Source organism: Acidovorax sp. Root219 (assembly GCF_001428665.1).
Classification (GTDB): Bacteria; Pseudomonadota; Gammaproteobacteria; order Burkholderiales; family Burkholderiaceae_C; genus Acidovorax.
Genome location: NZ_LMIJ01000011.1, coordinates 773,602 through 799,612, shown reverse-complemented (window position 1 = coordinate 799,612; position 26,011 = coordinate 773,602). Strand labels below are relative to the sequence as shown.

The window sequence follows — 26,011 nt, the reverse complement described above, 5'->3', positions numbered from 1 at the left end:
AGGGGCAATTGTTCACGGTTTGGCAAACAGTCCGTTGTGAAAAACGGTATTTATCGTTTCGGGCTTCCACAATACATTCGGTTCACTTCCCCAGGCACGAACCGGACAACGCCCCATGACCACCTTTGCCACCACGGTCCAGACGCAGATCAAGGCCTCGCCCGCGCAGGCGTTCGGTCACATCGCGCCCATCGACCCCACCACGCTGTTCACCGGCTACGGCCCCCTGCCGGCGGTGACGGGCACGCGCGACCAGACGGGTGCCTGGGATGCCCCAGGGCAGACGCGCACGGTGGCCATGTCCGACGGCAGCAGCGCGCAGGAAGGGCTCAAGCACTACCGCCCGGCCCAGTACTTCGCCTACACCGTGAGCGGCTTCACGGGCGTGCTGCGCTGGCTGGCCACGGGGGCGGACGGCGCCTGGTGGTTCGACCCGCAGGCCGGCGGCACGCAGACCACGGTGCGCTGGCGCCATGCCTTCCATGCCCGCTCGAAGTGGGCCGCACCGGTGCTGTGGCTGCTGGCCAGCGTGCTGTGGCGCGGCTACATGCGCAAGGCGCTGCGCTTGGCCAAGGCGCAGATCGAGACGGCGCCCCGCACCCCCGTGGGAGCACTGTCGGCCTGACCAGACAGTCTGTCAGATGGCCTTGGCTTCGAAGAAGGGCTTGCCCTGAACGGCTGAAGGGCTGACGGTGAAGGTCTTCACAGGCTCCAGGCCCCTGTTCTGGCCTGGCTTGAGCGGACGTGGAACACCGGGCTTCAATGCGGGATCGATGCAGCCACTGCGCACCGCCTTGAGCACCTCGGGGTTCAAGGGCCGACGCTGGCCCAGGCGGCTGCCGGACAGGAACAGCATCTGGCCCTTGAGCTCGGCCCGCTGGTCCATGAGGGGCATGGCCTGCAGTTCGTCGAAGCCTACGCGCACGGAGTTGCCGCTCTCCAGCCGGTACTGCACCACCTTCACCACCGGCGGCTTGCCGGGGCTCTCTTCCACGAGGTCACCCAGGTAGAAATAGCGCACCGACTCGGCAGGCATGGCGGGCAGCTTGTAGCTTTCGGACCAGTTGCTGTTGCCCTCGGAGAACAGGGGGCGCAGCGTGGCGGGGACCTTGTCGTCCGCCGACACGGCGAACACCGGCGCGCGGGCATTGGACAGCGTGTAGCCATGGAAGTCGAACTCCACCATGGCCCCTTGCGCCTCCACCTTGCTGGAAAACGCGGGGAACAGGGTTCGCTCCTGCCGTACCTGTTGCAGCCGGATACCGCCGCCCTCCGCCTTCCAGCGGCCTGCGGCCAGCAGGTCCAGCGCACCGCCCGTGAAGGCAAAGCAGTAGGTGTTGTCGTCCAGCAGCGCCAGCTGGGCCACGGTGTCCACCGAACCGCCCCGGTACTCGCCCACGTAGCCGGACTCGGCGGGTGTGACGGCATGGGTGGTGACGGCGGCCATCAGGGCGGCCGACACCACTGCGGTGGTGCGCGCATGGCGCAAGGGGCGAAGGAGGTGGTGCACGGGAAGGTCCCAGATGGATTGGTAGGCCACTATATAGGCCCGGGCCAGCGCCCCCCTCAGAGGGAAATCGCGAAGCGACCCGGAGGGCGCCTGTTCACGCGGCGAAACCACCATCGATCAGCAGGCTGGCGCCGGTGACCATGCCGGCCTCAGGCCCGGCGAGGTAGGCCACCATGCCAGCGATCTCGGCCGGGTCGGCATGGCGGTTGACCGCCATCATGCCGTGCATGTCGCCGGCCATGGGGCCGTCAGCGGGGTTCATGTCGGTGTTCACCGGGCCGGGCTGCACGTTGTTCACGGTGATGCCGCGCGGCCCCAGGTCGCGCGCCAGGCCCTTGGTGAGCCCGACGATGGCGGCCTTGCTCATGCCGTAGACGCTGAACCCCGCCCAGGGCAGGCGATCGGAGTTGGTGCTGCCGATGGTGATGACGCGGCCATAGGAGCCGCCCTGGCCCATGTGGCGCACGGCGGCCTGGGTGGCCACGAACACGCCGCGCACGTTGACGGCGAGGGTGCGGTCCAGGTCTTCCAGCGTGACGCTGCCGACCTCGCCCATCACCGCCACACCGGCGTTGTTCACGAGGATGTCCAGGCGGCCCAGTTCGCGTGCGGCACCATCGATGGCGGCCGTGAGGACCGCCGCATCGGCGCTGTCCGCCTGCAGAGCCAGCGCGCGGCCGCCGGCAGCCTCGATCTCGGCAGCCAGGGCCTTGGCGGGTGCACCGTTGCTGGTGTAGGTGAAGGCCACGGCAGCGCCATCACGCGCCAGGCGCCGCACGATGGCGGCACCGATGCCGCGCGAACCGCCGGTAACGAAGGCGGCCTTGCCAGCCAGGACGCCGGTGGTGGAAGCAGGGGAGACAGAAGAAGCGACAGACATGGTGAAACTCCGGTAAGTGAACCAGTGAATGCACTGGCAACAACTGCAGTGTCTGGGAACCATTGCATTGCTGGTAGCCATGAATGAGCTGTACTGATTTCAACCACGGGTTGAAAATAACAAGCATGCAACCGCTCAGCCACCTCGAATCCTTCGTGAAGTCCGCCGAGTCCGGCAGCTTCTCGGCCGCTGCCCGGCTCATGGGCCTGACCCCTGCGGCCGTGAGCAAGAACGTGGCGCGGCTGGAGGCCAACCTCTCCGTGCGCCTGTTTCAGCGCAGCACGCGGCGCCTTGTTCTGACCGAGGGCGGCCTGCGCCTGTTGCAGCAGATCAGCACTCCGCTGGCGACCCTGGCAGACGCCGTGGAGCACGCGGCCGAGACCGACCGCCAGCCGGCTGGCACGCTCAAGGTGAGCATGGGGCAGGCCTTCGGCCGTGCCTACCTGGTGCCGTTGCTCGGCGAGTTCCTCGCGCGCTACCCGGCCATCCAGCCCGACTGGCGCTTCGAGAACCGGCAGGTGGACCTGATCGGCGAGGGCTTCGATGCGGGTATCGGCGGCGGGCTGAACCTGAACCCCGGCATGGTGGCGCGCACGCTGGGCACCATCCACATCGTGGCCGTGGCGTCACGCGCGCAGTTGCAGGGCCGCAAGGCACCGCGCCATCCCTCCGATCTGGCGCAGTGGGACGGCATTGCGCGCCGCTCGATCCAGACCGGGCGCATCCACGTCACCACGCTGCGCAACAAGGCGGGCGATGCGGCTGCGGCCGAGCTGCGCCCGCGCATCGTCTTCGACGACCCCGAGGCCATGTGCCAAGCCGCGCTCATGGGCCTGGGCGTGGCCCTGCTGCCCATGCCCTTTGCCCAGCCCTGGCTGGCCAGCGGCGACCTGGTGCGTCTGCTGCCGGGCTGGTGGTCCGATGCCGGGCCCACCTCGCTGTACTACCCGGACAAGAAGCTGCTGCCCGCGCGCACCCGGGTGTTCGTGGACTTCATCATCGAGCAGTTCGGGCAGCGCGGGTTTGCGCAGCGGGTGCGGGGTGATCTGGCGCTGGCCGCCCCTGCGCCGGCCTCGCCGAGGCGCAAGGCCTAGGCGGCTGGCGCGCACGGCCTTGCGCACAGCGATTCGGGGCGCAAAGGCCCAGGCCCGTCACGGGGCCTGCTTGTTCACAAACGCGATGGACAGGCCCCTGGGCGTCACGGTGATGGCACCGGGCTGCATTCCCAGGCCGTGGAGCACGCCCAGGTCCTGCGGGCGCAGCCGGTGCAGCACCACCTCGCGCAGCGACTGCTCGGCCAGGGCAGGGCCATAGCTGTTGAGCATGGCCACCACCTCCGGCCGCAAGCTGGGGAAATCCAGCCGCCCCACGCGCAACTGGTGGGCACGCAGGCTGCGGTCGCTGGCCTCGTAGCGCAAGGCGAACTCCACCTCCAGGGTGCCGCCATGGCTGCGCCGCAGCGCCGGGCCTGCGGCCTTCAGCGCGAATGCGGCGCCCAGGCGATTGCTCTCGGGCAGCAGCGACAGGCGTGGCACCTGCACATCCACGTCCACCAGGCCCGCCATGGGATAGCGCAGCGGAAAGCGTTGCGCCACCGCCTCCTGCAATTGCTCGGCAGAGACGGTGTAGGCCGGCTGGGCCTGGGCGCTGCGGACGGCCACCAGCGCAAGGCTACCAAGTGCGCCATGGCGCGCCCCTGCAGCAAGAAAGGATCGGCGATGCATTCGTTGGCTCCTTGAGGGTGTGGCAGTGCAGCGGTTGGCAATAATGGCCAGATGAAACCCGCAGCGCCCGCCCATACATGCCAGGTTTTCGGCTCGCCCTGGGAAGGTGTGTACAGCACGCACATCGAAAGTTCCCGCCACTATGGCAGGCATTGGCATGCCGTCTATGGCCTGGGGTTGCTCGACGATGGGGCACAAAGCTCGGCCAGCGGACGCGGCCCGGTGGATGCCTATGCAGGCGATTTGATCACCACCAACCCGGGCGAGGTGCATGACGGCCAGCCGCTGGGCGGCCCATCGCGCCGCTGGCGCATGGTTTACCTGGAGCCCCAGGTGCTGCACGCCATGGCCGGCGACCTGGCCACGGCATCGCCCCAGGGGCTGGCCCTGGCCCGCCCGGTGATCCAGCACGATACGGCGCTGCGCGACGCCCTGCACCAGTTGCTGCAGCGGCTGGCGCACGGCGGTACCACGCCGCAGCACAGCACGGGCGTGGCCGCCCTGGCTTGCGAGGAAGCCCTGGTGCACACCTGTGCCCTGCTGCTGTGCCGCCATGCCAACGCGCAGCGCCTGCATGCAGCCGGCGCCGACGTTTCGGCCGAGGTGCGCCGCGTGCGCGACTGCCTGGCGGATACGTCGCAGGCACCGCCGACGCTCACCCAACTGGCCGCCATGGTGGGTCTGGGCAAGTACCAACTGCTGCGCCGCTTCACCCAGGCCTATGGCCTGCCGCCCCATGCCTGGCTGCTGCAGCAGCGCGCCGAGCGTGCCCGCAGCCTGGTGCTGCGCGGCGCCAGACTGGCCGATGCCGCAGCCGATTGCGGCTTTGCCGACCAGAGCCACATGACGCGCGTCTTCGCGCGGCAGTTTGGCTTCACGCCCGGTGCCTGGCAGCAGGCCACGGCGGGAAGGCGGCGCTGGCCGCTGCCGCAATAACGTTCAAGACCCTTCGCGCCCGGGAATCCACACTGCCTGCAGTTTGACAACACAGGCAAGGCGGTATGCGATGGGAATCTCGGAATCATGGAAAGGCCAGCTGCTGTGCAGCCTGGCCATGGTGCTGGTGGGCAGCACGGTGGTGGTCAGCAAGGTCATCGCACAGGACATCGAGCCCTTTGAGGCCACCGTGCTGCGCCATGCCCTGGCCCTGCCGGTGTTTCTGGCGCTGATGCGCTGGCACGGCCAGCGGCTGCCACGGGTAGGCCGGCGCGATGCGCTGCTGCTCACCGTGCAGGCGGCGGCGGGCAGCGTGGGCTACTCGGTGCTGCTGATCCTCGGGGTGTCACTCGCCAGTGCCTCGGATGCGGGCATCGTGGCGGGCACGCTGCCTGCGGCGGCCGCCCTGTTCTCGGCACTGCTGCTGGGCGAGCGGACGGGCCTCAGGCTGGTGCTGTCCATTGCACTGGCCACCGCAGGGGTGATGGCCGTGGCTCTGGCGCCCGAGAGCGCACCCCCTGGAGGCGCCAGCACCCGGCTGGCGGGCATTGCCCTGGTGCTGGCGGCCGTAGCCTGCGAGGCGGTGTTCATCCTGGCCAACAAGCGGTTGTCGCAGCCCATCCCGGCGCTGGCCCTGTCCACGCTGATGTCGGCGGGGGGTTTGCTGCTCTCGGCCCTGCCGGCATGGCTGGTGGCACAGGCATCGCCCTCCACCTTCACGGTACCTGCGCTGGCCGGGGTGCTGTACTACGCCTGGGTGCCCACCGTGGGCGGTTTTCTGCTGTGGTACGCGGGCAGCGCCCGCACCAGTGGCGTGCGCGCATCGCTGGCTACTGTGTGGCTGCCGGTAGCGGCGCTGCTGCTGTCGGTGGTGTTCCTCGGTGAATCCATCCGCAGCTGGCAGTGGCTGGGCCTGGGCTGCGTGGTGGCGGCCCTGCTGCTGGCCTCGCTGCCCGCGGCGCGGGGGCCCGGGGATTGAAGACGCGCGCTCAGCGCCCTACAACGGACCAGCCTGCGTGCAGGTTGGTCTTGTCGTTCTCATACTCCCAGGCGGTGCCGCAGCGGTCGCACTGGTAGCGGGTGAACGTGACCTGGCCATGGTCGCGGTCTTCCTTGCGGTTGCCGCGCTGCACCAGCTCGGCGTGGCCGGGGGCGCGGCGCCAGTTGCGCTGGATGCCCTTGCAGGAATCGCACAGGTCCATGGGCTTGAGCTCGGTCTGCCGTTCGTGGGGTTTGTTCATGGGAAAGCCTTGCCGTTCTTGGAATGGGGGGTGGTAGAAAAGTGGGGCACCGGGGCAGGGCCAACCCCGCTATTGTCCCACCGCACCGGCGCCTTGCAGCATCTTGGCCATGCGCGCATTGGCCAGAACCACGCCACGGCGCTCCACCTGCTGGCGCATTTCCACTGCAAAACCGCATTGTGCGAAGAACGGCTCGGCCGTGAGGCTCACGTCGGCCCACAGGCGCCCAATGCCGCGCAACGCTGCCTGGGCGTGGATGTGGGCCATCAGTGCACGCGCCACGCCTTGGCCCGCATGGGCCGGGGAAACGAAGAAATGGTCGATGTAGCCCGTGGCCTGCAGGTCGGAGAAACCGGCGATGTCCGTGCCGGTGTCCGATGCGGCTTCAGCAACGAAGGGCTGGTTGGCCTGTAGCCGTGCGGTCCACTGCTCCAGGTCGTACGCCATTGGCGCCCAGGCATCACGCTGCTCCTGGGAATATTGCGCGCCGGTCAGTCCATGCACGGCGGCATGGAACAGGGCACGCAATCCAGGTGCGTCGCCCGGGTGGAAGTGGCGGATGTGGATGGGCATGGCGGCGAGGGCTAACAAATGGCAAGGGGCGCCGATTGTGCCCGAGGCCGGTCCCTAAGTCGGTGTCGCCATGCGCAGGCGGCGCGCCGTCTCTTCTGCGCGAGCGTCCTCGATCTCGCGCAGCACGCCCTGCATGTCCACATCGGTGTGCTCGGGCGCATAGATGCCGGTGAGCGGCGTCTCGTTGGTCAGCAGCCCGCTCTGGTACAGGCTCCAGATCTCGGGGCCGTACTGGGTGGCCAGCAGCTCGGGCGCGAACTGGCCGAAGAAGTCGCGCAGGTTGGCCACGTCGCGCATCAGCATGCGCGGCGCATGGTTGTTGCCGGCCGCGTCCACGGCCTGCGGCAGGTCGATGATGACCGGGCCGTCCAAGCCTTCTTCGCCATCGGCACCGGGCAGGTGCGCCAGCAGGATGTTGAACTCCGACAGATCGCCATGCACCACGCCCGCGCAGAGCATACGCACGACCTCGGCGATCAGCGTGGCGTGGTGGGCCCGGGACTGCTCGGGCGTGAAGGCCACGTCGTTCAGGCGCGGCGCCGCATCGCCGTGCGCGTCGGTCACCAGCTCCATCAGCAGCACGCCATCGTGGAAGTTGTAGGGCTGCGGCACGCGCACCCCGGCAGCGGCCAGGCGGTAGAGGGCATCCACCTCTGCGCTCTGCCAGGCGGCCTCCTGCTCCTGGCGGCCGAACTTGCTGCCCTTGGCCATGGCGCGGGCCGAGCGCGAGTTCTTGACCTTGCGGTTCTCGGTGTAGTCCACCGCCTGGCGGAAGCTGCGGTTGTTGGCCTCCTTGTAGATCTTGGCGCAGCGCGTGTCGTCGCCGCTGCGCACCACGAAGACCATGGCCTCCTTGCCGCTCATGAGCTGGCGGACCACGGTGTCGATCAGGCCTTCCTCGATGAGGGACTGGAGTCTGGGGGGTGCTTTCATCGGGCCTGTGCTGAAGATGGGATACCTCCCCATTGTCGCCGGGCAGGCAGCAGCCCTTGCTCCCGCCGTCCCAACGGCCCCACGGAGCGGCCTGGCCGTGCACGACAATCGCTGCACACCGCCCACCGCCAGACACCTCCAGGACACCACGCCGTGCACCATTTCGCGATCCCCTTTTTCAGCCCGGCATGGCAGGGCGCTGTGCTCGCAGGCCTGTCGGCATTGGCCTTGGCGTCGCATGCGGCACCGGGGTTCCGGGAGGGGGCCTATGCCCAAGCGCCCGGCACTGCGGCAGTCTGCGTCAGCCGCAAGCAGATGGACCAGCTCACAGCCCCGACCTGGAAGCTGGCGATGAAGGAACGCGGCATGGACTGCACCGTCACCGAATCGGCGAAGCCCATGGTGGGCCACGAGACCTGGAAAGCCGCGTGCACGGACCCGCGCAGCAAGGACGCCCGGCACCAGTACCAGTTCACCGTGCATGCCAACAGCGAGCAGATCGTCATCGACAGCCGAATGGCAGACGCTGCGGGTGACCTGGAGATGAAGAACGCCTTTCTGGGCACCTACCAGGGCGCCTGCACGGCCAACATGCCGCCGCTGGACGAATGGGCGTACCTTGATGGCACCTATGGCATGGGTGCCCCGGCACAGGCCGATGGCGCGCGCAAGGCGGTGGCCATCGAGCTGATCCGCTGCGGCAATGTGTTCAACGGGCTGTCGCTGACGGTGGCCAAAGGCAAGCAGGAGGGCATGCGCACCGCCGCCGCGGCCATGCTCTAAGCTGCCGTGGAGCTGTATCCCGCAGAAGGCAGCTTCCATAGGGACGAGCTCAAAAAGTCGGCACCCCTCGTCTCGGCTGAACTTGTCGGATCCTCGGCAGAAAAGAAGTTTGCGCTGTACGAGTCGTGCAGCGCCTACCTGCAGCCCGACGGCATTGCCCAGTCGGTCAAGGAGCGCAGCACCGCTGCAAGCGCCACGAAGTAAAGGCTGGCGAGTCAGGCCCGCGCTGGAAGGCGCAGCGTCTCCAGGCGCTGGTGCACCTCGTCGCCCAGGTCCACGGGCAACTGGTGCTTGGACTGCAGGTAGTGGTTGGTGTACACGTCGAGGTAGGCCTCGAGCGTCTGCGCGGCGTGGGTCTCACCCGCCAGCTCCATGCACAGCGCGGCCACTTCGGAAGTGCAGAAATGGTCTTCGCGCGTGGAGCGGCGCAGGCGGTAGCGCGAGAGCTGCTCGGGTGCGAGGCTGAGCACCGGGAATGCATCAATGTAAGGGCTCTTGCGGAACATCTTGCGCGCCTCGGGCCAGGTGGCGTCGAGCAGGATGAACAGCGGGCGCCTGCCGCCCTGCACCGACTCCACCGCCGTCACCACGCGCTCGGGCGCCACGAACTCGCCGGGAAACACCACACAGGGCTGCCACTGCGGATCGGCCAGCAGGGTAAGCAGGGCTGGGTCGACCTCGGTGCGCGCCCAGCCGAAGGCCCAGGTGTCGGCCACCACGTCGGCGATCAGCCAGCCGGTGTTGCTGGGCTTGAGCGGCTCGATGTCGGCCATCAGCAGGCACACGCCTGCCTGCGGAGTGAGCAACGGACGCAGAGCGCACAGGCAGTGGCTGGGCACCAGGCGGCAGCCCGGGCAGCGCTCGCCGCGCGGTCCGCCCCGGGCGAGAAAAGGCTTGGCCGCACGCGCCAGGCGCGCCGCACGCAGGCGCGACACGGCGTGGGGCATCGCCGGCACGGGCATGGCAGCCGTCACTGGCCGCCCGCGTGCTCAAGCGCAAACAGCGGCAACTCGGTCTTGGGGCTCAGCCACACACCGCCACCCAGCTCGGTGAAGCCCTCGGCCAGCGTGCGGCGGTACAGCTGCGCAGGGTGGCGGAACATGCGCGGGTCGGTCAGCGTCTCGTCCACGATGTCCTGCTCCCAGTCTTCGCGCGTGACCGCCTCCACGTACAGGGCACCGCGGCTGAGCCGGGCCAGGTTGCGCAGGGCCGTCTGCACGTCGGTCTCGTTCAGGTAGGGCAGCACGCCCTGGCAGATCACCAGGTCGTAGGGCGTGCGCGCCTTGTAGTCGACCACCGAGCCCTGCTCCCAGCCAAAGCGGCCGCACAGATACTCGCTGAATTCCACGCCGTGAAAAGTCGCTTGCGGAAAGTGGCGCGCGACCAGGTCGCGCCACAGGCCGATGCCGCAGCCCACATCCAGCACGCGTTTCACCGGCACGCGCAGGTACTGCAGGTAGCTGCAGACGAAGGCACCAAGCCGCTCGGTGTGTGCGGGGTCCACCACGCTGGTCTTCTTGTTGAAGTAAAAGCGCTCGTAGTACGCCGCATCGAAACCATCGGCGTCGGCGCTCTGGCCTGCACTGCTTGCAGATGTCACTGCCATTCCTTGTTCCTTGGCGGAGGGACCGCCTTGCGCTGGAGTATCGCCGAGGGTGGCCACCCGCCGTGGTTCGCACTCCCTGCGCCACGGCACAATGGGACACAGCCCTTCATGGATCACGCCTGACCGCCGATGCACCTGATCAATTGCCGCTCCCCGCACCTGTCCATTGCGAGGCACTGCACGCTCTTGTTGCTGGTGTGGTCGCTGATGCTGCTGGCCGCCTGCTCCAGGCCACCGCCTGCGAACGCGGCCCAGGCCTTCTCGTGCGAGGACACTCGCCAGCTGCGGGTCTGGCGCGCCCGCATCGGAGACAATTTCGCGGCCGTGGAACACCTGACCAGCACACACGATACCGAGGCGGCGGACCCTCTTGCCACCATGCGCCGGATGCGCGACCTGCATCTGCAATTGCGCCAGTATTTCCTGACCGAACCCATGCCCGACTGCATGCAGCACGCCGTGCGCATCTACGTGGACGGACTGGAGCCCCTGGCGCGCAGTGGCGAGCGAGACAAGGACCTGCTGGCCTCGATGCGCAACGTGGGCACCACGGTGGATCGCTTCACCGAAGCGGTGAGGGCGGCGAAGCCGCAATGGGCCCGAGAGGCCCAAGAGGCCCAGAGAGCGGCGTCCATGCCGCGCTGAAACAGGGCCTGGCGCCTGTTGCTACTTGCCCGGGGAGGCCGTCCAGACGGGATTGAGCAGGCGTTCCAGCCGCGCATAGGAGGCTTCGAGCCGCACCAGTGCCTGGTCGATAAGCTCGTTGGTCATGGTGATCTTGGTGCCGTTGGTCTCCACGGGCTTGCCCTTGGAAACGGCCACCAGCGAATCGCGGAACTCCTTGTCCCGGGCCAGCACGGAGTCGGTGGCCAGGTTGCGCATGCGCATCATCTCCAGGCGCGTCTTGAGGGCCGACTCGTAGCTCTTGTCCACCACCGGCTTGCGCTGCTTGATGCTGGCCTTGTAGCTCACCACGGTGGCGCGCTCGAGCTCGATGTTGTTCTTGAGCGCAAAGGCCACGCGCTCCATGGCGCTGCGGCTCACTGCGGCCTCGGGGTCCTGAAGGCCGGACCAGAATTCACGGTGCACCTCTTCGGTCAGCACGGCACCTTCCTTGAACATGGACATGATCACGGTCTGGCGCTCGGCGTCGGTCTGCGCCGCCATGGCCACCGGGGACAGGGCGGCAAACGACAGGGCAAGGACCAGGCCGGCACGCAGGCATTGCTTGCGGAAATTCATTCGGAGATTCTTTCGAGAGTCGGTCAGCGAGAAAGTCGTGCACTATGCCACCGCTGCAGTGGCTGCGAGAGCGACTCAAGTATCCGCGTGTAACGAACTCCCGCGCAGCCGATGGCCCTCACGCAGCAGGCTGCAGGTACTGCTCCACCAGTTGCCGCTGCGCCGCAGCATCCACCCCGAGCACGTCCACCAGGTAGGTCTGCACGCCGCCATAGTCCTGGTCCACCATGTGCAGCGCAGCGTCGAGAAATTCCTCCTGCACGCGCCACAGCACGGCCAGCACCTCCTCGGGCGCGTGGCTGCCCATGCCGGCGGGGCGGCGGTAGAGGTTGTTGGTGAGCAGGTAATCCTGCATCACGGTCTCGCGCGGCACGCCCAGGGCCATCAGGATGAGGGCGGCTGCAAAGCCGGTGCGGTCCTTGCCGGCGGTGCAGTGGAACACCGTGGGTGCGTCGCTGGCCAGCAGCAGGCGGAACAGCTCGGCAAAGCGCGGTGCGTTCTCGTGCACGAAGCCGCGGTAGGTGTCCTGCATGAGAACCACGGCGTCCTGCGCGGTGAGCGCACGGCCGGTGGCCTGCAGCTCCAGCGCGCGCTGCACCACGGTGGGCTCGATGACCAGCGGGTGGTAGGCCACGCCGGGGATCGCATAGGCATAGGCCGCGCCCTCGGCCTTGCCGCGAAAGTCGATGGCGCGGGTCACGCCCAGTTCGGCCAGCAGGGCCTGGTCGGCCGGGGTCAGCCCGGCCAGGTGGTCGGAGCGGAAGATGCGGCGCCATTTCACGGTCCGGCCACCCTGCCCGGCATAGCCGCCCAGATCGCGGAAGTTGGTGGCGCCGGCCATGGGAAGAGAACGGGCGGGGTCTTGTTGCATGGCAGTTCGGACAGGAAGGGCTGGGGAGGGTGCCTGAGCTTATACGACACCCAGGCCCCCTGCCTGTCGCGCAGGCAGTAGCCCTGCGGCTCAGGACCACGGCCTGAGAGGGCGGCCTTTAAAGTGCGCGGCGGCTCGCGTAGCGCACCACCGTCACGCCCGCACGCGCCTGTCGCACCGAGGGCATCACCAGCACGCAGTCGTCGTAGGGCGTGGTGACGGGCACACCGTCGTTGTCGCCAATCACGGTACCGGCCTTGGCGATCACTTCCAGGCCCGTGTAGGGCTCCACGAAGCGGAAGGCGCTGCTGGTGGCCACCACCGGCCCGGTGACTTCGAGCGCCCACTGGCGCGGCGCATCGGGCAGGCGCCAGCCGGGAAACTGCCGGGCCAGCGCATCGGCATCGAGCACACCCGACTGTTCGATGAAACGCACGCACTGGTCCTGCGCCACGGCGCGGCTCGCCGGGTCTCCATGGAAGCCGCATTCGATGAGCAGGGAGCGGGTGTCCCCACCCTGGCCCACGCCATCCCCGTCACCCAGACCGAAGCGCCCGTAGTCGCGCATGCGCACGCCGTCCTTGTGACCGGCATCGACCACGATGTGCTCGGGCGAGCGCATGGCACGCGCCAGTTGCAGGTTGCGCGGCTGTATGCCGGTGAGCAGGAGCGGCGCCGAGGGCTCGTGCATGGAGTGGATGTCCAGCAGCCAGTCGGCCTGGGCCACGAAGGGGCGCAGGGCTGCGGCACGGCGGCGCTCGATGGTGTCGCCAGCGTCAATGCGCTCGTCGAGCCATTGGCGGTTGAGGTCTTCGTCGGTGAAGCGCGAAGCATCGTGGCTCAGCGGGTCGAACCGGTCGAAGGCTTCGAGGTTGCAGAACGCCAGCGTGAGCTTTCCGCGTGCGGGGCGCAGCCCGGCTTCCAGCAGGCCCTTGAGGGCCCAGGCACCGCACAGCTCGTTGCCATGCACCAGGGCGCTGATCATCACGTGGCGGCCGCCCAGGCCCGAATCGAAGTGCCAGACGCCTTCGGTGCCGGTATTGCCCGCGCGCCAGGCGCTGATGTCGGGCGCGGGCAGTTCGAAGACCAGGGGCTGCGGGGATGTCGTCACTGCAGTCATGCCCATCATTCCTCGATCTTGGCGAACTCGACGATTTTCTTGTACTTGGCCACCTCGGCCGCCAAGTACTGGTCCAGGTTCACATTCGTGGCCGCCACGGTGGAGCCGCTGGCCTCCATCTTCTTGCGGAAGTCGGGCGATTGCAGCGTCTCGTTGAGCGCCTTCTTGATCTTGTCGAACACCGGCTTGGGCAGGTTGGCCGGGCCGAGCAGGGCGAACCACACGCCGATGTCCACACTCTTGAACTGGGGCGATTCGGCCAGGGCAGGGATATCCGGGGTCGCAGCGGACCGCTTGGCCTCGGTGGTGCCAAGCGCGATCACCTTGCCACTCTTGATGTGGGGCAGGCCGCTGGAGAGCACGAACACGCCGTACTCGAGGTTGTTGCCCAGCAGGTCGTTGGTCAGCGGCGCCACGCCCCGGTAGGGGATGTGGGCCATGAAAAGCTTGCCCTGCTCCTTGACCATTTCACCGGCCAGGTGCAGCGAGGTGCCCACGCCCGAGCTGCCGTAGCTGTACTTGCCAGGGCTCTTGGCCACCTTCTGCGTGAATTCGGCGACGTTTTTCACGCCCGCACCGGTGGATGCCACCAGCACCAACGGCTGGGAGGCCACGAGACCGATGGCCGTGAAATCCTTGACGTCGTACTTGACCTTCTTGGTCACCAGCTTGTTGATGGCAATCTCGTTGCTGGCACCGACCAGCAGCGTGTAGCCATCGGGTGCGGCGCTGGCCACCTTCTGGGCACCAATGGAGCCGCCGGCTCCGCCGATGTTCTCGATCACCACCGGCACGCCCAGCTTGGCGCCCAGTTCCTGCGCCACCGCACGCCCTGTGAGGTCGGTACTGCCGCCCGGCGGATAGCCCACGACGATGGTGATCGGCTTGGAGGGGAAAGCGTCCTGCGCCAGAGCCGGGGCCACGGCGAAGCAGGAGGCCAGGGCACACAACAGTGCGGTGCGGCGAGCGAAATGGGTCGGGTTTTTCACAATGGGACTCCTGATCGGGTGGGGTTTGGGGCTTGGTATGTAAGCCATTGTGAGAAAGTAGCCATGCCATCATGGTGCCGAAATGGCACCGATCCGTGCCGTCTTGGCTCGACTGCAGTTGCGCTCAGCGTTGCGCGAACGCCTGCCAGAACGCCTCGGCCAGCGGCATCAATCGGCGCTTGGGGCGGTACAGGCGCACATCGAAGCGCACCTCCATGCGCGCATCGCCTGCCAGCGCCAGGCGCTGGGCCTTGCAGTCGGCATGCACCAGGGACCACGGCAGCCAGGCCACACCGACCCCACGCAAGGTGTATTCGTACAGGGCATCGGGCGAGTCGCATTCCACCACGCGCTGCAGTCGGGGCGCATGGGGGTGGTTGGCCAGGTGGTCCTCCACCAGCCGGCCCAGGGCAAGCTGTGGCGCATAGGCCAGGTAGGCCGTGGCGGGACCTTCGGGGTCAAAACGGTGTTGCGGTAGGCCCTGGGTGGTCGCGCGCGACACAGGCACCATCCGGTCGCTGGCCACCGTCACGTGGCTGAACTGCCGGGCATCGAGCCGCACGGCCAGGGCGGTGTGGTGGTAGACCAGCGAGAAGTCGGCCTCGCTGCGTTCGAGCTGGGCCACCGTCTCGGCCAGGGAGCCGGTGCGGATGCACAGCTCGCTGGCGTGCAGTGCGCGCGGCAGCCGTACCAGCCAGTCGGCCAGCAGGGTGCGCGCCAGCGTGCGGCCCGTGACGATGGTCACGGTGCGCGCTGTGCGCCCGGCCATGCTCTGCATTTCTTCGTGCGACTGGGCCAGGCTGCGCGCCATCTGGCCGGCCGTCTCCAGGAAGCGCTTGCCGGCAGCGGTCAGTGTCACCGGGCCGCCACCCTTTTCTACCAGGGGGGTTCCGGCCCATTCCTCCAGCGCCCGGATGCGCCGCCCGAAGGCCGGGTGAGTGACATGCCGCAGCTCGGCCGCGCGCGTGAAGCTGCGCTCCTGCGCGAGCACGATGAAATCCTCCAGCCACTTCAGTTGCATCGAGGGATCCTTGCGGTCAGTGCGCGCCGGGGGCGCGCAGGGCGATCAGCCGCGGGCCGCTTCCAGCACCGCCCGGGTGCGTTCGGCTTCGGTGCGCGCCGCGGCGGCAAAGTCCTCGCCGCCCGAGGCATAGAGGATGGAGCGCGACGAATTCACGATGATCGGCCCGCCCTCGCGCAGGCCGGCACGCACGGTGGCCACCGCGTCGCCACCCTGGGCACCGACGCCCGGGATCAGCAAGGGCAGCGTGGGGGCGATGGCGCGCACGCGCTCGATCTCCTGCGGGTAGGTGGCGCCCACCACCAGGCCGAGCTGGCCGTTGCGGTTCCACGGGCCCTGGGCCAGGCGCGCCACATGCTCGTACAGCAGTGGCTGGCCTTCCACGCTGGCCAGGCGCTGGATCTGCAGGTCGTCCCCCCCGGGGTTGGAGGTGCGGCACAGCAGGAAGGCACCCTTGCCGTGGTAGGCCAGGTAGGGTTCGATGGAATCGAAGCCCATGAAGGGCGACAGCGTGACCGCATCGGCACCGTAGCGCTCGAACGCCTCCTTGGCGTACTGCTCGGCCGTGGAGCCGATGTCACCGCGCTTGGCATCCAGGATCACCGGAACATGCGGCGCGTTGGCACGCATGTGCTGCATCAGGCGTTCGAGCTGGTCTTCTGCTCCGTGGGCGGCAAAGTAGGCGATCTGGGGCTTGAAGGCACAGGCCAGGTCGGCCGTGGCATCGACGATGGCAGCGCAGAAATCGTAGATCTTGCGCGCATCGCCCTGGAGCGCGGCGGGAAAGCGGGTGGGCTCGGGGTCCAGGCCCACGCACAGCATGGAGTTGTTCTGTGCGGATGCGTCGCGCAGCATGTCTAGAAAGGTCATGGGGCCCGATTTTAGGCGGGCCCGACCCGGGAAAGGGCTGGCGGTGGTGCCTTCATCCCTGCGAACCCCTCGCACGGGCGCAAAAAAAGGCCGTCGAAACGGCCTTTTTCAGCGCGCGATAAGTGCAACCAGATTCATTAATTTGTAACTGCGCGTTTTTCCAATATCTCGAAAGCCGGCAGCGTTTTGCCTTCCAGCACTTCCAGAAACGCGCCCCCGCCGGTAGAGATATAGCCCACCTGCTTCTCGATACCGTATTTGGCGATGGCGGCCAGAGTATCTCCGCCCCCGGCAATGCTGAATGCGGGCGATTCGGCAATGGCAGCGGCAATCGCGCGCGTGCCATTTTCGAAGGCAGCGAACTCGAACACCCCCACCGGTCCGTTCCAGACGATGGTGCCGGCCGACTTGAGTTTTTCGGCCAGGCGGGCGGCCGTTTCGGGTCCGATGTCCAGGATCAGGTCGTCGGCACCGACGTCGGCGGCCGCCTTGACCGTGGCGAGAGCATCGGCAGAGAAGGCCGTAGCCGTGACCACATCGGTGGGGATCGGCACGTCGGCGCCACGGGCCTTCATCGCAGCCATGACGGCGCGGGCTTCTTCCACCAGGTCGGGTTCGGCCAGGCTCTTGCCGATGGGCAGGCCCGCGGCCAGCATGAAGGTGTTGGCGATGCCGCCGCCCACGATGAGCTGGTCCACCTTGTCGGCCAAGGCCTTGAGGATGGTGAGCTTGCTCGACACCTTGGAGCCCGCCACGATGGCCACCAGCGGGCGCTGGGGCTGGGCCAGGGCCTTGGTCAGCGCGTCGATCTCGGCCGACAGCAGCGGGCCGGCGCAGGCGATGGGCGCGAACTGGGCGATGCCGTAGGTGGTGCCCTCGGCACGGTGGGCCGTGCCAAAGGCGTCGTTCACGAAGATATCGCACAGTGCGGCCATCTTGCGCGCCAGCTCTTCCTTGTTCTTCTTCTCGCCCACGTTGAGGCGGCAGTTCTCCAGCAGCACGATCTGGCCGGGGGCCACGCTGACGCCGTCGACCCAGTTGGAGACCAGGGGCACCTCGCGGCCCAGCAGTTCGCCCAGGCGCGCGGCCACAGGGGCCAGGGTGTCCTCGGGCTTGAACTCGCCTTCGGTGGGGCGGCCCAGGTGGCTGGTGACCATGACGGCGGCGCCGGCGTCCAGCGCCATCTGGATGCAGGGGATGGAGGCGCGGATGCGCGTGTCCTCGGTGATGGCGCCACGGTCGTCCTGCGGCACGTTCAGGTCGGCACGGATGAAGACGCGCTGGCCTTGGGCCTTGCCCTGGGCGCACAGATCGGAAAAGCGGAGGATGTTCATGCGAAAAGGATTCCTGGATGGGGGCACTGAGATCAGGGCCGCCATTTTAGGCGGGCGTCCCGCCCGCCCCTGCCGCCTCCCTGGCCTACCAGCCCCAGCCGATGTGCAGCGGCAGGTACACCACCATGCCCACGACGATGGTGCCCAGGATGCCGCGCTTCCAGAAGTAGTAGGCGCTCGCCAGCAGCACGGCCGGCAGGCGCGCGTCCTTGAAGGTGTCGAGCAGTTCGCCCTGGGTCATGAGGATTTCGGGCGCGATCACGGCCGTGAGCGCGGCCAGCGGTGCGTACTTGAGGCCGCGCTTGAGCCAGTCGGGCAGGGGCAGCTCGCGCTCGGGGATCATGAAGAAGGCGCGCGACACCACTGTGATGATGGCCAGGCCAAGGATGGCGATGGTGGTCTCGATCCAGTGGCCGCTCATGGGTGGCGCTCCTCGCGCAGGGGCACCACGTCGCCATCCTTCATGTGCTGGCGCTCCTCGGGCGGCATGACGCTGTTGGCGGGCACCAGCAACATTTCGGGGTGGCGGTTCTTGCGGCGCCGGTCCACCGCCTCGATCATCAGCCCCACCGCCACGGCAGCCGCAATGGCCACCAGGATGTTGAGCTTGAGCGGCAATGCAAAGGCGGCCACGGCGGCCGTGGCCGCCACGCCGGTGGCCAGCCAGGTGGCCCGGTCGAACAGCAGCGACAGCAGCACGCCCAGCAGCGCCAGCACACCCGCAAAGCCCAGGCCCCAGGACAGCGGCACGGCATTGGCCAGCAGGATGCCGGCGATGGACGGCACCTGCCAGGCGATCCAGTTGGTGGTGGCCGCCCCCCAGAAGTAAGGCATCTGCTCGGGCTGGGGCCTGGGCTCAGGAAAGCGCTTCATGAAGGCCACATAGATCACGTCACCGCTGAAGTAGCCAATGGCCAAGCGCTCGCGCAGGGGCCGATGGGCAAAGTAGCTGCGCCACATGCTGCTGAAAATGACGAAGCGCAGGTTCACGCACGAGGCCGTGAGCCAGATCACCCACAGCGGCGCTCCCACGGTAAGCAGCGGGATCACGGCCAGTTGGGCGCTGCCCGCATAGACCACCAGCGACATGAACAGCGCCAGCGACACGGACATGCCGCTCTTGACCATGGCCACGCCGGTCACCAGGCCCCAGGCGGCAATGCCCAGGGAGGTGCCCGCCATGTCCACGGCAGCCAGGCGGAAATGGGGATCGCGGACCGTGCGGGAGACCTTCTGCGCCAGCGTGCTCATGGCGTGCCGCTGGCGTCAGAGGCACTGCCCAGCACGGCGCCGGGCTGCAGCTCGTCGAAACCGCGCAGGAAATCGGCGGCCGCCAGGCGCTTGCCGCCTGCGCGCTGCAGGGTGGTCAGGCGCAGGCAGCCTATGCCGCAGGCCACAATGACACCGGAAGCATCGGCGGCCAGGACCTGCCCGGGCACGGCACCTGCGGGTGCATCCATCGACTCGGGCGATGCACCCCACAGCTTGATCGTTTCAGCCCCCAGACGGGTGCTGGCACCGGGGAAGGGATCGAAGGCGCGGATGCGCTGGTCTATGGCCTGGGCCGGCAGCGACCAGTCGACGCTGCTCTCGGCTTTTTCGATCTTGTGCGCATAGGTCACCCCCTCGGCAGGCTGCACCACAGGGGCAAGGCCACCGCAGGCGGCCATCTCCAACGCTTCCACGATCATCCGTCCACCCAGGTCCGCGAGCCGGTCATGCAGCGCAGCGGTGGTGTCGGTGACGGAAATGGCCGTGCGTTCGGTCAACAGCATGTCACCCGTGTCCAGCCCGGCATCCATCTGCATGATGGTGACGCCGGTCTCGGCATCCCCGGCCTCGATGGCGCGGTGGATGGGCGCCGCACCACGCCAGCGCGGCAGCAGGCTGGCATGGATGTTCAGGCAACCCAGGCGCGGCAGGTCCAGCACCCATTGGGGCAGGATCAGGCCATAGGCGGCCACCACCATGGTGTCGGCCCGGGCGGCCAGCAGGGCCTCGCGCGCGGCGGCGGCATCCTCGGGGTACTTGCCGTCCAGCCGCAGGCTCCTGGGCTGCGCCACGGCGATGCCGTGGTCCAGGGCGCACTGTTTGACGGGGGAGGCCTGCAGTTTCATGCCCCGGCCGGCAGGGCGGTCAGGCTGAGTCAGAACCAGAGGGACGGTGAAGCCGGCCTTCAGCAAGCGCTCCAAGGCCACGCGGGCGAACTCGGGCGTGCCGGCAAAAATGACGTTCATGGGGCTTTTCTGCAACAAAGACGATCAGTCTCGTCCTTTGTCGGTATTGGGAATGTCGTCGGTGAAGCCGATGCGGCGCACTGTGCCGGCAGGGTCCAGATGGACATGGGCAAAACGCGGATCGGCCCCCTGCTTGAAGCGGTAGGTCCAGATGTCACCGTCCCAGCGGGCCACCCGCTCCACGCGCAGCGGCGGGCCAAAGGTGCGCTGCAGGTCGGCCAGGGTCCATTGGTCCAGCGGGATGCTTTCGAGCCGGGCCTGGGTCAGGACCTGCTCGGTGCGCACCAGGCGGCCAGTGGCGTCGAAATCCAGGTTGTACACCTCGGTGCCGGCAGGCAACTGCGAATACAGCAGGCGCTCGCCCTGCGGCAGGGCGTGGACCGCAGTGGGTGGCCCCAGGTGCGCCACGACCTGGGCGCGCGGGGTGCCCAGGGGCTCGCGCGAGGGCACGGCGCACGCGGCCAAGCCCGCCACCAGCGCCAGCGCTGCGGCGCCGCGCAGGAGGCGGGGCGGACGCATCAGCGGGTCTCCCGCTGCTGCTTGACCATCTTGGTCTTGATGCGGTTGCGCTTCAATGGCGATAGGTATTCGACGAAGACCTTGCCCAGCAGGTGGTCCATCTCGTGCTGGATGCAGACCGCCAGCAGGCCCTCGGCCTCGATGGTGCGCGACTGGCCCTCGGCGTCCAGCGCCTTCACATGCACCGCATCGTGGCGCTCGACCCCGTCGTAGATGCCGGGCACCGAGAGGCAGCCCTCGTCATTGACGTGCTTTTCGGCACTGGCCCAGACGATTTCGGGGTTGATCAGCACCAGGGGCTCGTTGCGCCCTTCGGAGACGTCGATGACCACGAGGCGCTCGTGCACGTCCACCTGGGTGGCCGCCAGGCCGATGCCATTGGCGTCATACATGGTGGCCAGCATGTCGGCCACCAGGGTCTTCAGGCGCGCATCCACGGCCTCGATCGGCCGGGCGACCTTGTGAAGCCGGGGGTCTGGATAACAGAGAATGGGGAGAATTGCCATGGAATCGGGTAATAGATGTCGCTATTTTCGCCACTTTTGCCCCATGCTGCAGATACTCAACTCAATAATCGTTGCCGAATCAAGGGCTTGAGCAGAGAATCTCAGATGGTTTGTAACGTATTTGTCCGACTGCCTGCATGTGCTGTGCAGCGCGGACGCCAGTGAGGGGGCGTTTCACAATGCATCAGAAAAGGAACAACATGACGGCATTCACCAGCGCGCGGCTTACCGCCCTGGGCGCCCTGACCGTGGCCGCAGGCGCTTTGCTCGTCGCACCGGTCCAGGCGCAAAATCACCCCGTTTCCGGCCAGCAGCGTGCCAAGGCGCAGGAGGTGTCGCAGCGCGGCATTCCCGTGGCCGATCTGGCGCCCAATGCGCCCGACGTGTACGTGGTCAAGCGCGGTGACACCCTGTGGGGCATTTCCGGCCTGTACCTCAAGAGCGCCTGGCGCTGGCCCGAACTGTGGGGCATGAACATGCAGGCCCTGCCCAACCCGCACCTGATCTTCCCCGGCCAGACGCTGTACCTGGACAAGGACGGTGGCTTTGCCCGCCTGCGCACCACGGCACCGGGCGGCAGCGGATCCTCGGACACCGTGCGCGTATCCCCTAGCACCCGCAGCGACAGCCTGTCCAGCACGGCATTGCCGACGCTCAAGCCGCACCTGATCGAGCCTTTCCTCGTGGAGCCGATGGTGGTGGACGCGAGCGTACTGCAACGCGCCCCGCGCGTGATTGCGACCGTGGAAGAGCGCGTGCTGATGGCCAGCGGCGACCGCGCCTATGTGCGCGGAGACGCGGCCACGCCGCTGACGATGGAGCCGGGCGAGCCGCGCCAGTTCCGCGTGTTCCGTGATGCAGTCGCCCTCAAGGACCCCCAGACCGGCGAGGTCCTGGGGTATGAAGCGCAGTACCTGGGCAAGGCCGAACTGGTGCGCGGCGAGAGCTTCGAGAAGTCCTCCAACGGCAAGGGCGGCATCCAGACCGACTACGTCCCCGCCACCGTGGACCTGACGGGTGCCAAGGAAGAAATCCGTGCCGGTGACCGGCTGCTGCCCGCGCCCGCACGCGAATTCATCAGCTATGTGCCCCGTGCACCCCAGGACGGTGTCGAGGCCCGCGTGGTGTCCATCTACGGCAGCTCCGCCTCCGGGGCCTCGGCTGGCTCGGCGGGCCAGAACCAGGTGGTGGCCATCAACCTGGGCACGCGCAACGGCATGGAAGTCGGCCATGTGATGCGCCTGATGACCAAGGGCGACACCATCAAGGACAAGACCGATCCCAAGCTCCCCATGGTCAAGCTGCCCAGCGAGATCAATGGCCTGGCCATGGTGTTCCGCACCTTCGACCGGGTCTCGTACGCGCTGATCCTGGAGATCCGCACCGGCGTGCGCGTGGGCGACCGGCTGGTCAGCCCGCAGGAGTGAACTGCCATCCCTCCCCCACCTGGGTGCTATCGCCCAGGTGCACGGGAGGATGGCGCCAACCCCCTCCCTGAAGCCATCCAGGCAACGCCATGCCCATGGACCACGATGAGTTGCAGGCCTGGCTCAGGCTGACGCTGTCGCGCGGCGTAGGCAATGCCGCCGCGCGCCTTCTGCTGGCCCGGTTCGGTCTGCCGCAGGCCATCTTCGAGCAATCGGAAGCGGCCTTGCTGGAGTGCGTGACCCCCGCCCAGGCCAAGGCCTTGCGCGCCATTCCGCCCACCCTGGCCGACCTGGTGGAAACCACCTGGGAATGGCTGCAGGATGCGCCCGAGCCCGGGGCTGCCGCCCGGACCCTGCTCACGCTGGGTGATGTCGGCTATCCCCGCATCCTTCTGAACACCGATGATCCCCCGTTGCTGCTGTACCTGATGGGTCCTGCGGCACGCCTGTCATCCGAGCAGCCGCTGGGCGAACGCCCTTGCCTGGCCGTGGTGGGCAGCCGCAATCCGACGGCCCAGGGCGCGGAACATGCCCGGCAGTTCGCCAGGGCCTTGCGCGGTGCCGGCCTCACCATCGTCTCCGGCCTGGCGCTGGGGGTGGACGCTGCCGCCCATGAGGGCGCACTGGAGAGCGCAGGCCCGGAGGAAGACCACCCCGCGACCATCGCCGTGGTGGGAACGGGCCTGGACCGGGTCTACCCGGCAGCCAACCGGGCGCTGGCACACCGCATCGCCCGGCAGGGACTGCTGGTGAGCGAGTACCCACTGGGCACACCACCGCTGGCACCCAACTTCCCCAAGCGCAACCGCATCATTTCCGGGCTTTCGCAGGGCACGCTGGTGGTCGAGGCAGCCCTCGCCTCGGGCTCGCTGATCACGGCCCGGCTGGCGGCGGAGCAGGGCCGCGAGGTGTTCGCCATCCCGGGCTCCATCCACTCGCCCCAGTCCCGGGGATGCCACGCGCTCATCCGCCAGGGCGCCAAGCTGGTGGAGTCCGCCCAGGACGTGCTGGAGGAATTGAGCCTGCCCGCTGCGGCCACCTCCTCTGGCCCGCAAGGCCTTGGCCGCGAGCACCCGCGGCAGGACAGCCCCCTGCTGCAGGCCCTGGGCTATGACCCCATGGGCCTGGATGCCCTGCTGGCCCGCACCGGCATGGATGCGGCGGGTCTGCAGGTGCAACTGCTGGAATTGGAACTGTCGGGCGATGTGGCTCGCTTGCCGGGCGGCCTGTTTCAGCGCATGGGCACCGCCTGACCCCAGCGCCGAAGCGGCGGGGCAGACAGATCAGCCCAGCAGGCGTTCCGGATTGGCGTCGAGCTTGGCCAGCGCATCGCGCGTGGCACGGGTGGTGATGCCTTCCTCGTCCTGTGCCACGAGCAGGCCCGCCTGCAGGTAGGCGGCCAGGCGCCGCAACTGGATCAGGTAGCTGCTGCCATCGACCGCAGCGAACAGGTGCAGTTGCTTGCGCTGGCTCTGCCAGGCGTACTGCACCTGGGCCGAAGAGCCGTTGTGGTCGAGCGTGTACCAGGTGCCGGGCTTGAGTTCCTGGGCCCAGACGACCATGCCCTCGTCCACGGGGGCCCCGTTGTCGGCCACCACGTGGATGGACGAGGCATCGATGCCCAGCATCATCTCGATGTTGTCGGCATTGAGCGGCATGTCGCCCAGCGTGGCGTCGTTGATGAAATCCTCGAGATTGGCCAGGCGCTTGGCCATGGCGTCGATGTGCGCCTGCGGGATCGATGCGGTCTTGGACAGGAAGGCATCGGCCAGCGTGTCGGTCAGCGTCTTGATCAGCGCGTCCTGCGGCGCATCGTGGATGCCCATCAGCGCCAGACCCTGCCGCAGGCGCTGCAGCAAGCCGGGCAGGTTCTGGATGACCTGCGCCCGGTCGCTGCGGTTGGGCTTGGCACTGGCGGCCCAGACCAGGTCGGCGGCGGTGCGCTTCAGGGTGATGGTGTCGGCATGCTGGGCACCATCGCGCACGGCCGACAGGGCCAGCACCTCGGCCCAGGTCTTGAACAGGAATTCGCGGATCTCGTCGCGCACCGGCATGTCCTTGAGCATGGTGCGCAGCTCGATGGTGTACTGAATGGCCAGGGTTTCCTTCTGCTCGACCTGCTGGGCCACCGAGACCAGGCGCGAAGTGGCCTGCTTTTCGGTAAGGAACTTGGAGAGGAATTTCTCGAACTCGTCGTAGACCAGCTGGAACACGCGGCGGCCGGTTTCCGGGTACTGCTCGATCACCTGCACCACCCGGCGGATCTCGGCCTCCAGGGCGCTTCCGTTGATGCTGGTGGAGTCAAAGCCCATCACGCAGGCGCCCATGCGGTCGATCAGCTGGCGCGCGGGATGGTCCAGGTTGCTGAAGAACTCGGGCTCGGCCAGCGCCACGCGCAGCACCGGTACCTGCAGCCGCGCGAACCATACGCGCACAGCGGGCGGGATGCGGTCTTCTGCCAGGATGCTCTGGAACATCAGGGCCACCACCTCGATGATGGCTTTTTCACCGGCGGTGGAGGCCTTGTTCTTGAACTCGGTGGAGCGCTCGCGCACGGCCCCGGCCAGCTGCACCACGGCCGCCGGGCTGTAGTCCTCCATCAGCGTGGCGATGCCGCTGTAGTAGGTGTCTGCCTGCACGCGCTGCGCCGACAGGGCATGCGCCAGGGCGGCCGAAGCCGGCGGCGCCTTGATCATGTCGAAGCCCGTGGCCGGCTGCGTGAGCAGCCGGCGCAGCTGGCCCATGACGCCCTGTGCGCGCTGGCGCGCCCGGATCAGCGGCGTCATGCCGGTCGCAAAGCCCATGCCCATGCCACCAGGGGGCATGGGGTAACCCTGGCCTTGGTGCATGCGCGCCTGCATGTGCTGGGGGTGCATCTGTTGCGGGTACATGCCTGCCGCAGCCTGGCGGCCTGCAGCCATCGCCTCGCGCGACTGGGCCAGCGCCTGCGACGCCAGGCCACCGGCACCGGAATCGCCGCCCATGCCACCACCTCCGCCCGTAGCGCCACCTACCGTGCGCTTGACACGCGAGCGCAGGTCGGACGGCACGGCCACGCCCTGCTCCACATAGAAGGCATTCACGGCCTGGTACTGCTTTTGCAGCACATTCGCCAGTTCGCGCTGCAGGGGGTCGACCACGATGAGCAGGTCGGTGCGCGGCAGCCCCGCATCCACCCACTGCTGCACCAGCAGCAGGCAGATGGTTTCGGGGCGCAGAATGTCATTGCTGTCGATCTCCTGGCCTTCCAGCGACTGGGTGCGCTGGCGCAGCGCATCGAACTGCGCTCCCGCCTGTTCGGCCACGGTCAGCGCCATGCGCGAGGCGACGATCTTGTTTTCCACCACGTCGTCGCTGAGCAGCTCGAACGACAGGTTGTTGTTGCTGCCAGCCGAAGACGTCAGGCCAGGCCGCGCGCTGGCATGGGGCGCGAGCGCCTCCTGCCAGGCGTGGGTGGTGGCAGACACCCATTTGGCATGCAACTGCTGGTACAGCATCCAGGTGTCGCGCCGGGACTGCATCTCGCGCGCGGTACCGGTCTGCGCGATCAGGGTGCCCAGGAAATCAGCGACGGTCTTGTCCAGCTCCGCCATCCCTGCACCCATCCCCTCGACGAACCGCTGGCGTGCCAGGCGTGCCAGGCGGCGCTGCGGTGAGGGAGCAGGGGAGTTTTGCATGCGCCAATATTA

The 26,011-nt window shown here is 67.9% G+C and carries 30 protein-coding genes; 9 read left to right on the top strand and 21 right to left on the bottom strand.

The genetic code is table 11. The annotated features are described in order from the left end of the window. Nucleotides 1-115: 115 nt before the first annotated feature. A complete protein-coding gene (locus tag ASE28_RS14380) occupies nucleotides 116-625 on the top strand; it encodes an SRPBCC family protein (RefSeq protein WP_057267136.1) in 510 nt (169 codons plus the stop codon). A 12-nt stretch (nucleotides 626-637) separates the two neighbouring features. On the opposite strand, the gene ASE28_RS14375 is transcribed toward ASE28_RS14380, so the two are convergent. After that, nucleotides 638-1,510 (bottom strand): hypothetical protein, encoded by an 873-nt coding sequence (locus tag ASE28_RS14375; RefSeq protein WP_057267314.1) that lies wholly within the window; start codon nucleotides 1,508-1,510, stop codon nucleotides 638-640. Nucleotides 1,511-1,604: 94 nt separating this feature from the next. Next, nucleotides 1,605-2,390, bottom strand: coding sequence for an SDR family oxidoreductase (locus tag ASE28_RS14370; RefSeq protein ID WP_057267134.1), 786 nt, complete (start codon nucleotides 2,388-2,390; stop codon nucleotides 1,605-1,607). Between the two features lie 125 nt (nucleotides 2,391-2,515). Here ASE28_RS14370 and ASE28_RS14365 point away from each other — a divergent pair, with 125 nt between their 5' ends. Further along, the gene (locus tag ASE28_RS14365; RefSeq protein WP_057267132.1) at nucleotides 2,516-3,484 is read left to right on the top strand and encodes a LysR family transcriptional regulator; all 969 of its coding nucleotides are present in this window, start codon (nucleotides 2,516-2,518) and stop codon (nucleotides 3,482-3,484) included. A gap of 57 nt (nucleotides 3,485-3,541) precedes the next feature. Here the strand turns inward: ASE28_RS14365 and ASE28_RS14360 are convergent, their stop codons facing one another. Beyond that, the gene (locus ASE28_RS14360; RefSeq protein ID WP_057267129.1) at nucleotides 3,542-4,114 is read right to left on the bottom strand and encodes a hypothetical protein; all 573 of its coding nucleotides are present in this window, start codon (nucleotides 4,112-4,114) and stop codon (nucleotides 3,542-3,544) included. A gap of 51 nt (nucleotides 4,115-4,165) precedes the next feature. Here ASE28_RS14360 and ASE28_RS14355 point away from each other — a divergent pair, with 51 nt between their 5' ends. Together ASE28_RS14355 and ASE28_RS14350 are read left to right on the top strand one after the other, a co-directional pair. Continuing rightward, on the top strand, nucleotides 4,166-5,050 hold the full coding sequence (locus ASE28_RS14355) for an AraC family transcriptional regulator (RefSeq protein WP_057267127.1): 885 nt from the start codon (nucleotides 4,166-4,168) through the stop codon (nucleotides 5,048-5,050). A gap of 70 nt (nucleotides 5,051-5,120) precedes the next feature. Beyond that, nucleotides 5,121-6,029: a DMT family transporter gene (locus tag ASE28_RS14350; protein WP_082608061.1), complete on the top strand. Its 909-nt coding sequence runs from the start codon at nucleotides 5,121-5,123 to the stop codon at nucleotides 6,027-6,029. 10 nt (nucleotides 6,030-6,039) lie between these two features. Here ASE28_RS14350 and ASE28_RS14345 read toward each other — a convergent pair whose 3' ends face one another. From ASE28_RS14345 to ASE28_RS14335, 3 genes are all read right to left on the bottom strand, one after another. Continuing rightward, nucleotides 6,040-6,291 carry a hypothetical protein gene (locus ASE28_RS14345; RefSeq protein WP_057267125.1) on the bottom strand — a complete coding sequence of 84 codons (252 nt, stop codon included), beginning with the start codon at nucleotides 6,289-6,291 and terminating at the stop codon, nucleotides 6,040-6,042. A gap of 69 nt (nucleotides 6,292-6,360) precedes the next feature. Beyond that, nucleotides 6,361-6,864 (bottom strand): GNAT family N-acetyltransferase, encoded by a 504-nt coding sequence (locus tag ASE28_RS14340; RefSeq protein ID WP_057267123.1) that lies wholly within the window; start codon nucleotides 6,862-6,864, stop codon nucleotides 6,361-6,363. A gap of 54 nt (nucleotides 6,865-6,918) precedes the next feature. After that, entirely contained in the window at nucleotides 6,919-7,797 is an 879-nt protein-coding gene (locus ASE28_RS14335; protein ID WP_057267121.1) for a PA4780 family RIO1-like protein kinase, read from the bottom strand. 153 nt (nucleotides 7,798-7,950) lie between these two features. On the opposite strand from ASE28_RS14335, the gene ASE28_RS14330 reads away from it, so the two are divergent. Further along, nucleotides 7,951-8,580, top strand: a complete 630-nt coding sequence (locus ASE28_RS14330) for a hypothetical protein (RefSeq protein ID WP_057267119.1) — start codon at nucleotides 7,951-7,953, stop codon at nucleotides 8,578-8,580. Between the two features lie 6 nt (nucleotides 8,581-8,586). Next, entirely contained in the window at nucleotides 8,587-8,784 is a 198-nt protein-coding gene (locus ASE28_RS14325; RefSeq protein WP_057267117.1) for a hypothetical protein, read from the top strand. An 11-nt stretch (nucleotides 8,785-8,795) separates the two neighbouring features. Here ASE28_RS14325 and ASE28_RS14320 read toward each other — a convergent pair whose 3' ends face one another. Together ASE28_RS14320 and ASE28_RS14315 are read right to left on the bottom strand one after the other, a co-directional pair. Continuing rightward, nucleotides 8,796-9,542 carry a tRNA-uridine aminocarboxypropyltransferase gene (locus ASE28_RS14320; protein ID WP_369818180.1) on the bottom strand — a complete coding sequence of 249 codons (747 nt, stop codon included), beginning with the start codon at nucleotides 9,540-9,542 and terminating at the stop codon, nucleotides 8,796-8,798. A gap of 8 nt (nucleotides 9,543-9,550) precedes the next feature. After that, nucleotides 9,551-10,186, bottom strand: a complete 636-nt coding sequence (locus tag ASE28_RS14315) for a trans-aconitate 2-methyltransferase (protein ID WP_057267114.1) — start codon at nucleotides 10,184-10,186, stop codon at nucleotides 9,551-9,553. A gap of 129 nt (nucleotides 10,187-10,315) precedes the next feature. On the opposite strand from ASE28_RS14315, the gene ASE28_RS14310 reads away from it, so the two are divergent. Continuing rightward, nucleotides 10,316-10,831: a hypothetical protein gene (locus ASE28_RS14310; protein WP_157421971.1), complete on the top strand. Its 516-nt coding sequence runs from the start codon at nucleotides 10,316-10,318 to the stop codon at nucleotides 10,829-10,831. 21 nt (nucleotides 10,832-10,852) lie between these two features. Here the strand turns inward: ASE28_RS14310 and ASE28_RS14305 are convergent, their stop codons facing one another. The 12 genes from ASE28_RS14305 to def all read right to left on the bottom strand — a co-directional run bounded on the left by ASE28_RS14305 (nucleotide 10,853) and on the right by def (nucleotide 20,895). Continuing rightward, nucleotides 10,853-11,428, bottom strand: coding sequence for a hypothetical protein (locus tag ASE28_RS14305; RefSeq protein WP_057267110.1), 576 nt, complete (start codon nucleotides 11,426-11,428; stop codon nucleotides 10,853-10,855). Nucleotides 11,429-11,546: 118 nt separating this feature from the next. After that, nucleotides 11,547-12,299: a tyrosine-protein phosphatase gene (locus ASE28_RS14300; protein ID WP_057200669.1), complete on the bottom strand. Its 753-nt coding sequence runs from the start codon at nucleotides 12,297-12,299 to the stop codon at nucleotides 11,547-11,549. Between the two features lie 118 nt (nucleotides 12,300-12,417). Then, the gene (locus ASE28_RS14295; protein WP_057267311.1) at nucleotides 12,418-13,419 is read right to left on the bottom strand and encodes a succinylglutamate desuccinylase/aspartoacylase family protein; all 1,002 of its coding nucleotides are present in this window, start codon (nucleotides 13,417-13,419) and stop codon (nucleotides 12,418-12,420) included. A gap of 5 nt (nucleotides 13,420-13,424) precedes the next feature. After that, complete coding sequence (locus tag ASE28_RS14290) at nucleotides 13,425-14,456, bottom strand: Bug family tripartite tricarboxylate transporter substrate binding protein (RefSeq protein WP_369818179.1); 1,032 nt, start codon at nucleotides 14,454-14,456, stop codon at nucleotides 13,425-13,427. Nucleotides 14,457-14,532: 76 nt separating this feature from the next. Beyond that, entirely contained in the window at nucleotides 14,533-15,429 is an 897-nt protein-coding gene (locus ASE28_RS14285; protein WP_057267109.1) for a LysR family transcriptional regulator, read from the bottom strand. Between the two features lie 45 nt (nucleotides 15,430-15,474). Further along, nucleotides 15,475-16,299: an orotidine-5'-phosphate decarboxylase gene (pyrF, locus tag ASE28_RS14280; RefSeq protein WP_057267108.1), complete on the bottom strand. Its 825-nt coding sequence runs from the start codon at nucleotides 16,297-16,299 to the stop codon at nucleotides 15,475-15,477. A gap of 137 nt (nucleotides 16,300-16,436) precedes the next feature. Continuing rightward, nucleotides 16,437-17,633 carry a phosphoglycerate kinase gene (locus tag ASE28_RS14275; RefSeq protein WP_057267106.1) on the bottom strand — a complete coding sequence of 399 codons (1,197 nt, stop codon included), beginning with the start codon at nucleotides 17,631-17,633 and terminating at the stop codon, nucleotides 16,437-16,439. Between the two features lie 85 nt (nucleotides 17,634-17,718). Beyond that, a complete protein-coding gene (locus tag ASE28_RS14270) occupies nucleotides 17,719-18,054 on the bottom strand; it encodes an AzlD domain-containing protein (RefSeq protein ID WP_057200664.1) in 336 nt (111 codons plus the stop codon). After that, nucleotides 18,051-18,815 carry an AzlC family ABC transporter permease gene (locus tag ASE28_RS14265; protein ID WP_235514324.1) on the bottom strand — a complete coding sequence of 255 codons (765 nt, stop codon included), beginning with the start codon at nucleotides 18,813-18,815 and terminating at the stop codon, nucleotides 18,051-18,053. The genes ASE28_RS14270 and ASE28_RS14265 overlap by 4 nt, the downstream gene beginning before the upstream one ends. Before the next feature lie 65 nt (nucleotides 18,816-18,880). Then, the gene (gene fmt, locus ASE28_RS14260) at nucleotides 18,881-19,870 is read right to left on the bottom strand and encodes a methionyl-tRNA formyltransferase (RefSeq protein ID WP_057267104.1); all 990 of its coding nucleotides are present in this window, start codon (nucleotides 19,868-19,870) and stop codon (nucleotides 18,881-18,883) included. 24 nt (nucleotides 19,871-19,894) lie between these two features. Further along, nucleotides 19,895-20,389, bottom strand: a complete 495-nt coding sequence (locus ASE28_RS14255; protein ID WP_057267103.1) for a hypothetical protein — start codon at nucleotides 20,387-20,389, stop codon at nucleotides 19,895-19,897. Beyond that, a complete protein-coding gene (def, locus tag ASE28_RS14250) occupies nucleotides 20,389-20,895 on the bottom strand; it encodes a peptide deformylase (RefSeq protein ID WP_057200660.1) in 507 nt (168 codons plus the stop codon). Before def ends, ASE28_RS14255 begins: the two co-directional genes overlap by 1 nt. A 200-nt stretch (nucleotides 20,896-21,095) precedes the next feature. Here def and ASE28_RS14245 point away from each other — a divergent pair, with 200 nt between their 5' ends. Further along, nucleotides 21,096-22,322, top strand: a complete 1,227-nt coding sequence (locus tag ASE28_RS14245; protein WP_057200659.1) for a LysM peptidoglycan-binding domain-containing protein — start codon at nucleotides 21,096-21,098, stop codon at nucleotides 22,320-22,322. Between the two features lie 95 nt (nucleotides 22,323-22,417). Further along, nucleotides 22,418-23,575: a DNA-processing protein DprA gene (gene dprA / locus ASE28_RS14240; protein ID WP_057267310.1), complete on the top strand. Its 1,158-nt coding sequence runs from the start codon at nucleotides 22,418-22,420 to the stop codon at nucleotides 23,573-23,575. A gap of 30 nt (nucleotides 23,576-23,605) precedes the next feature. Here the strand turns inward: dprA and ASE28_RS14235 are convergent, their stop codons facing one another. Continuing rightward, complete coding sequence (locus ASE28_RS14235; protein WP_057267101.1) at nucleotides 23,606-25,999, bottom strand: DUF1631 family protein; 2,394 nt, start codon at nucleotides 25,997-25,999, stop codon at nucleotides 23,606-23,608. Nucleotides 26,000-26,011 lie beyond the last annotated feature (12 nt).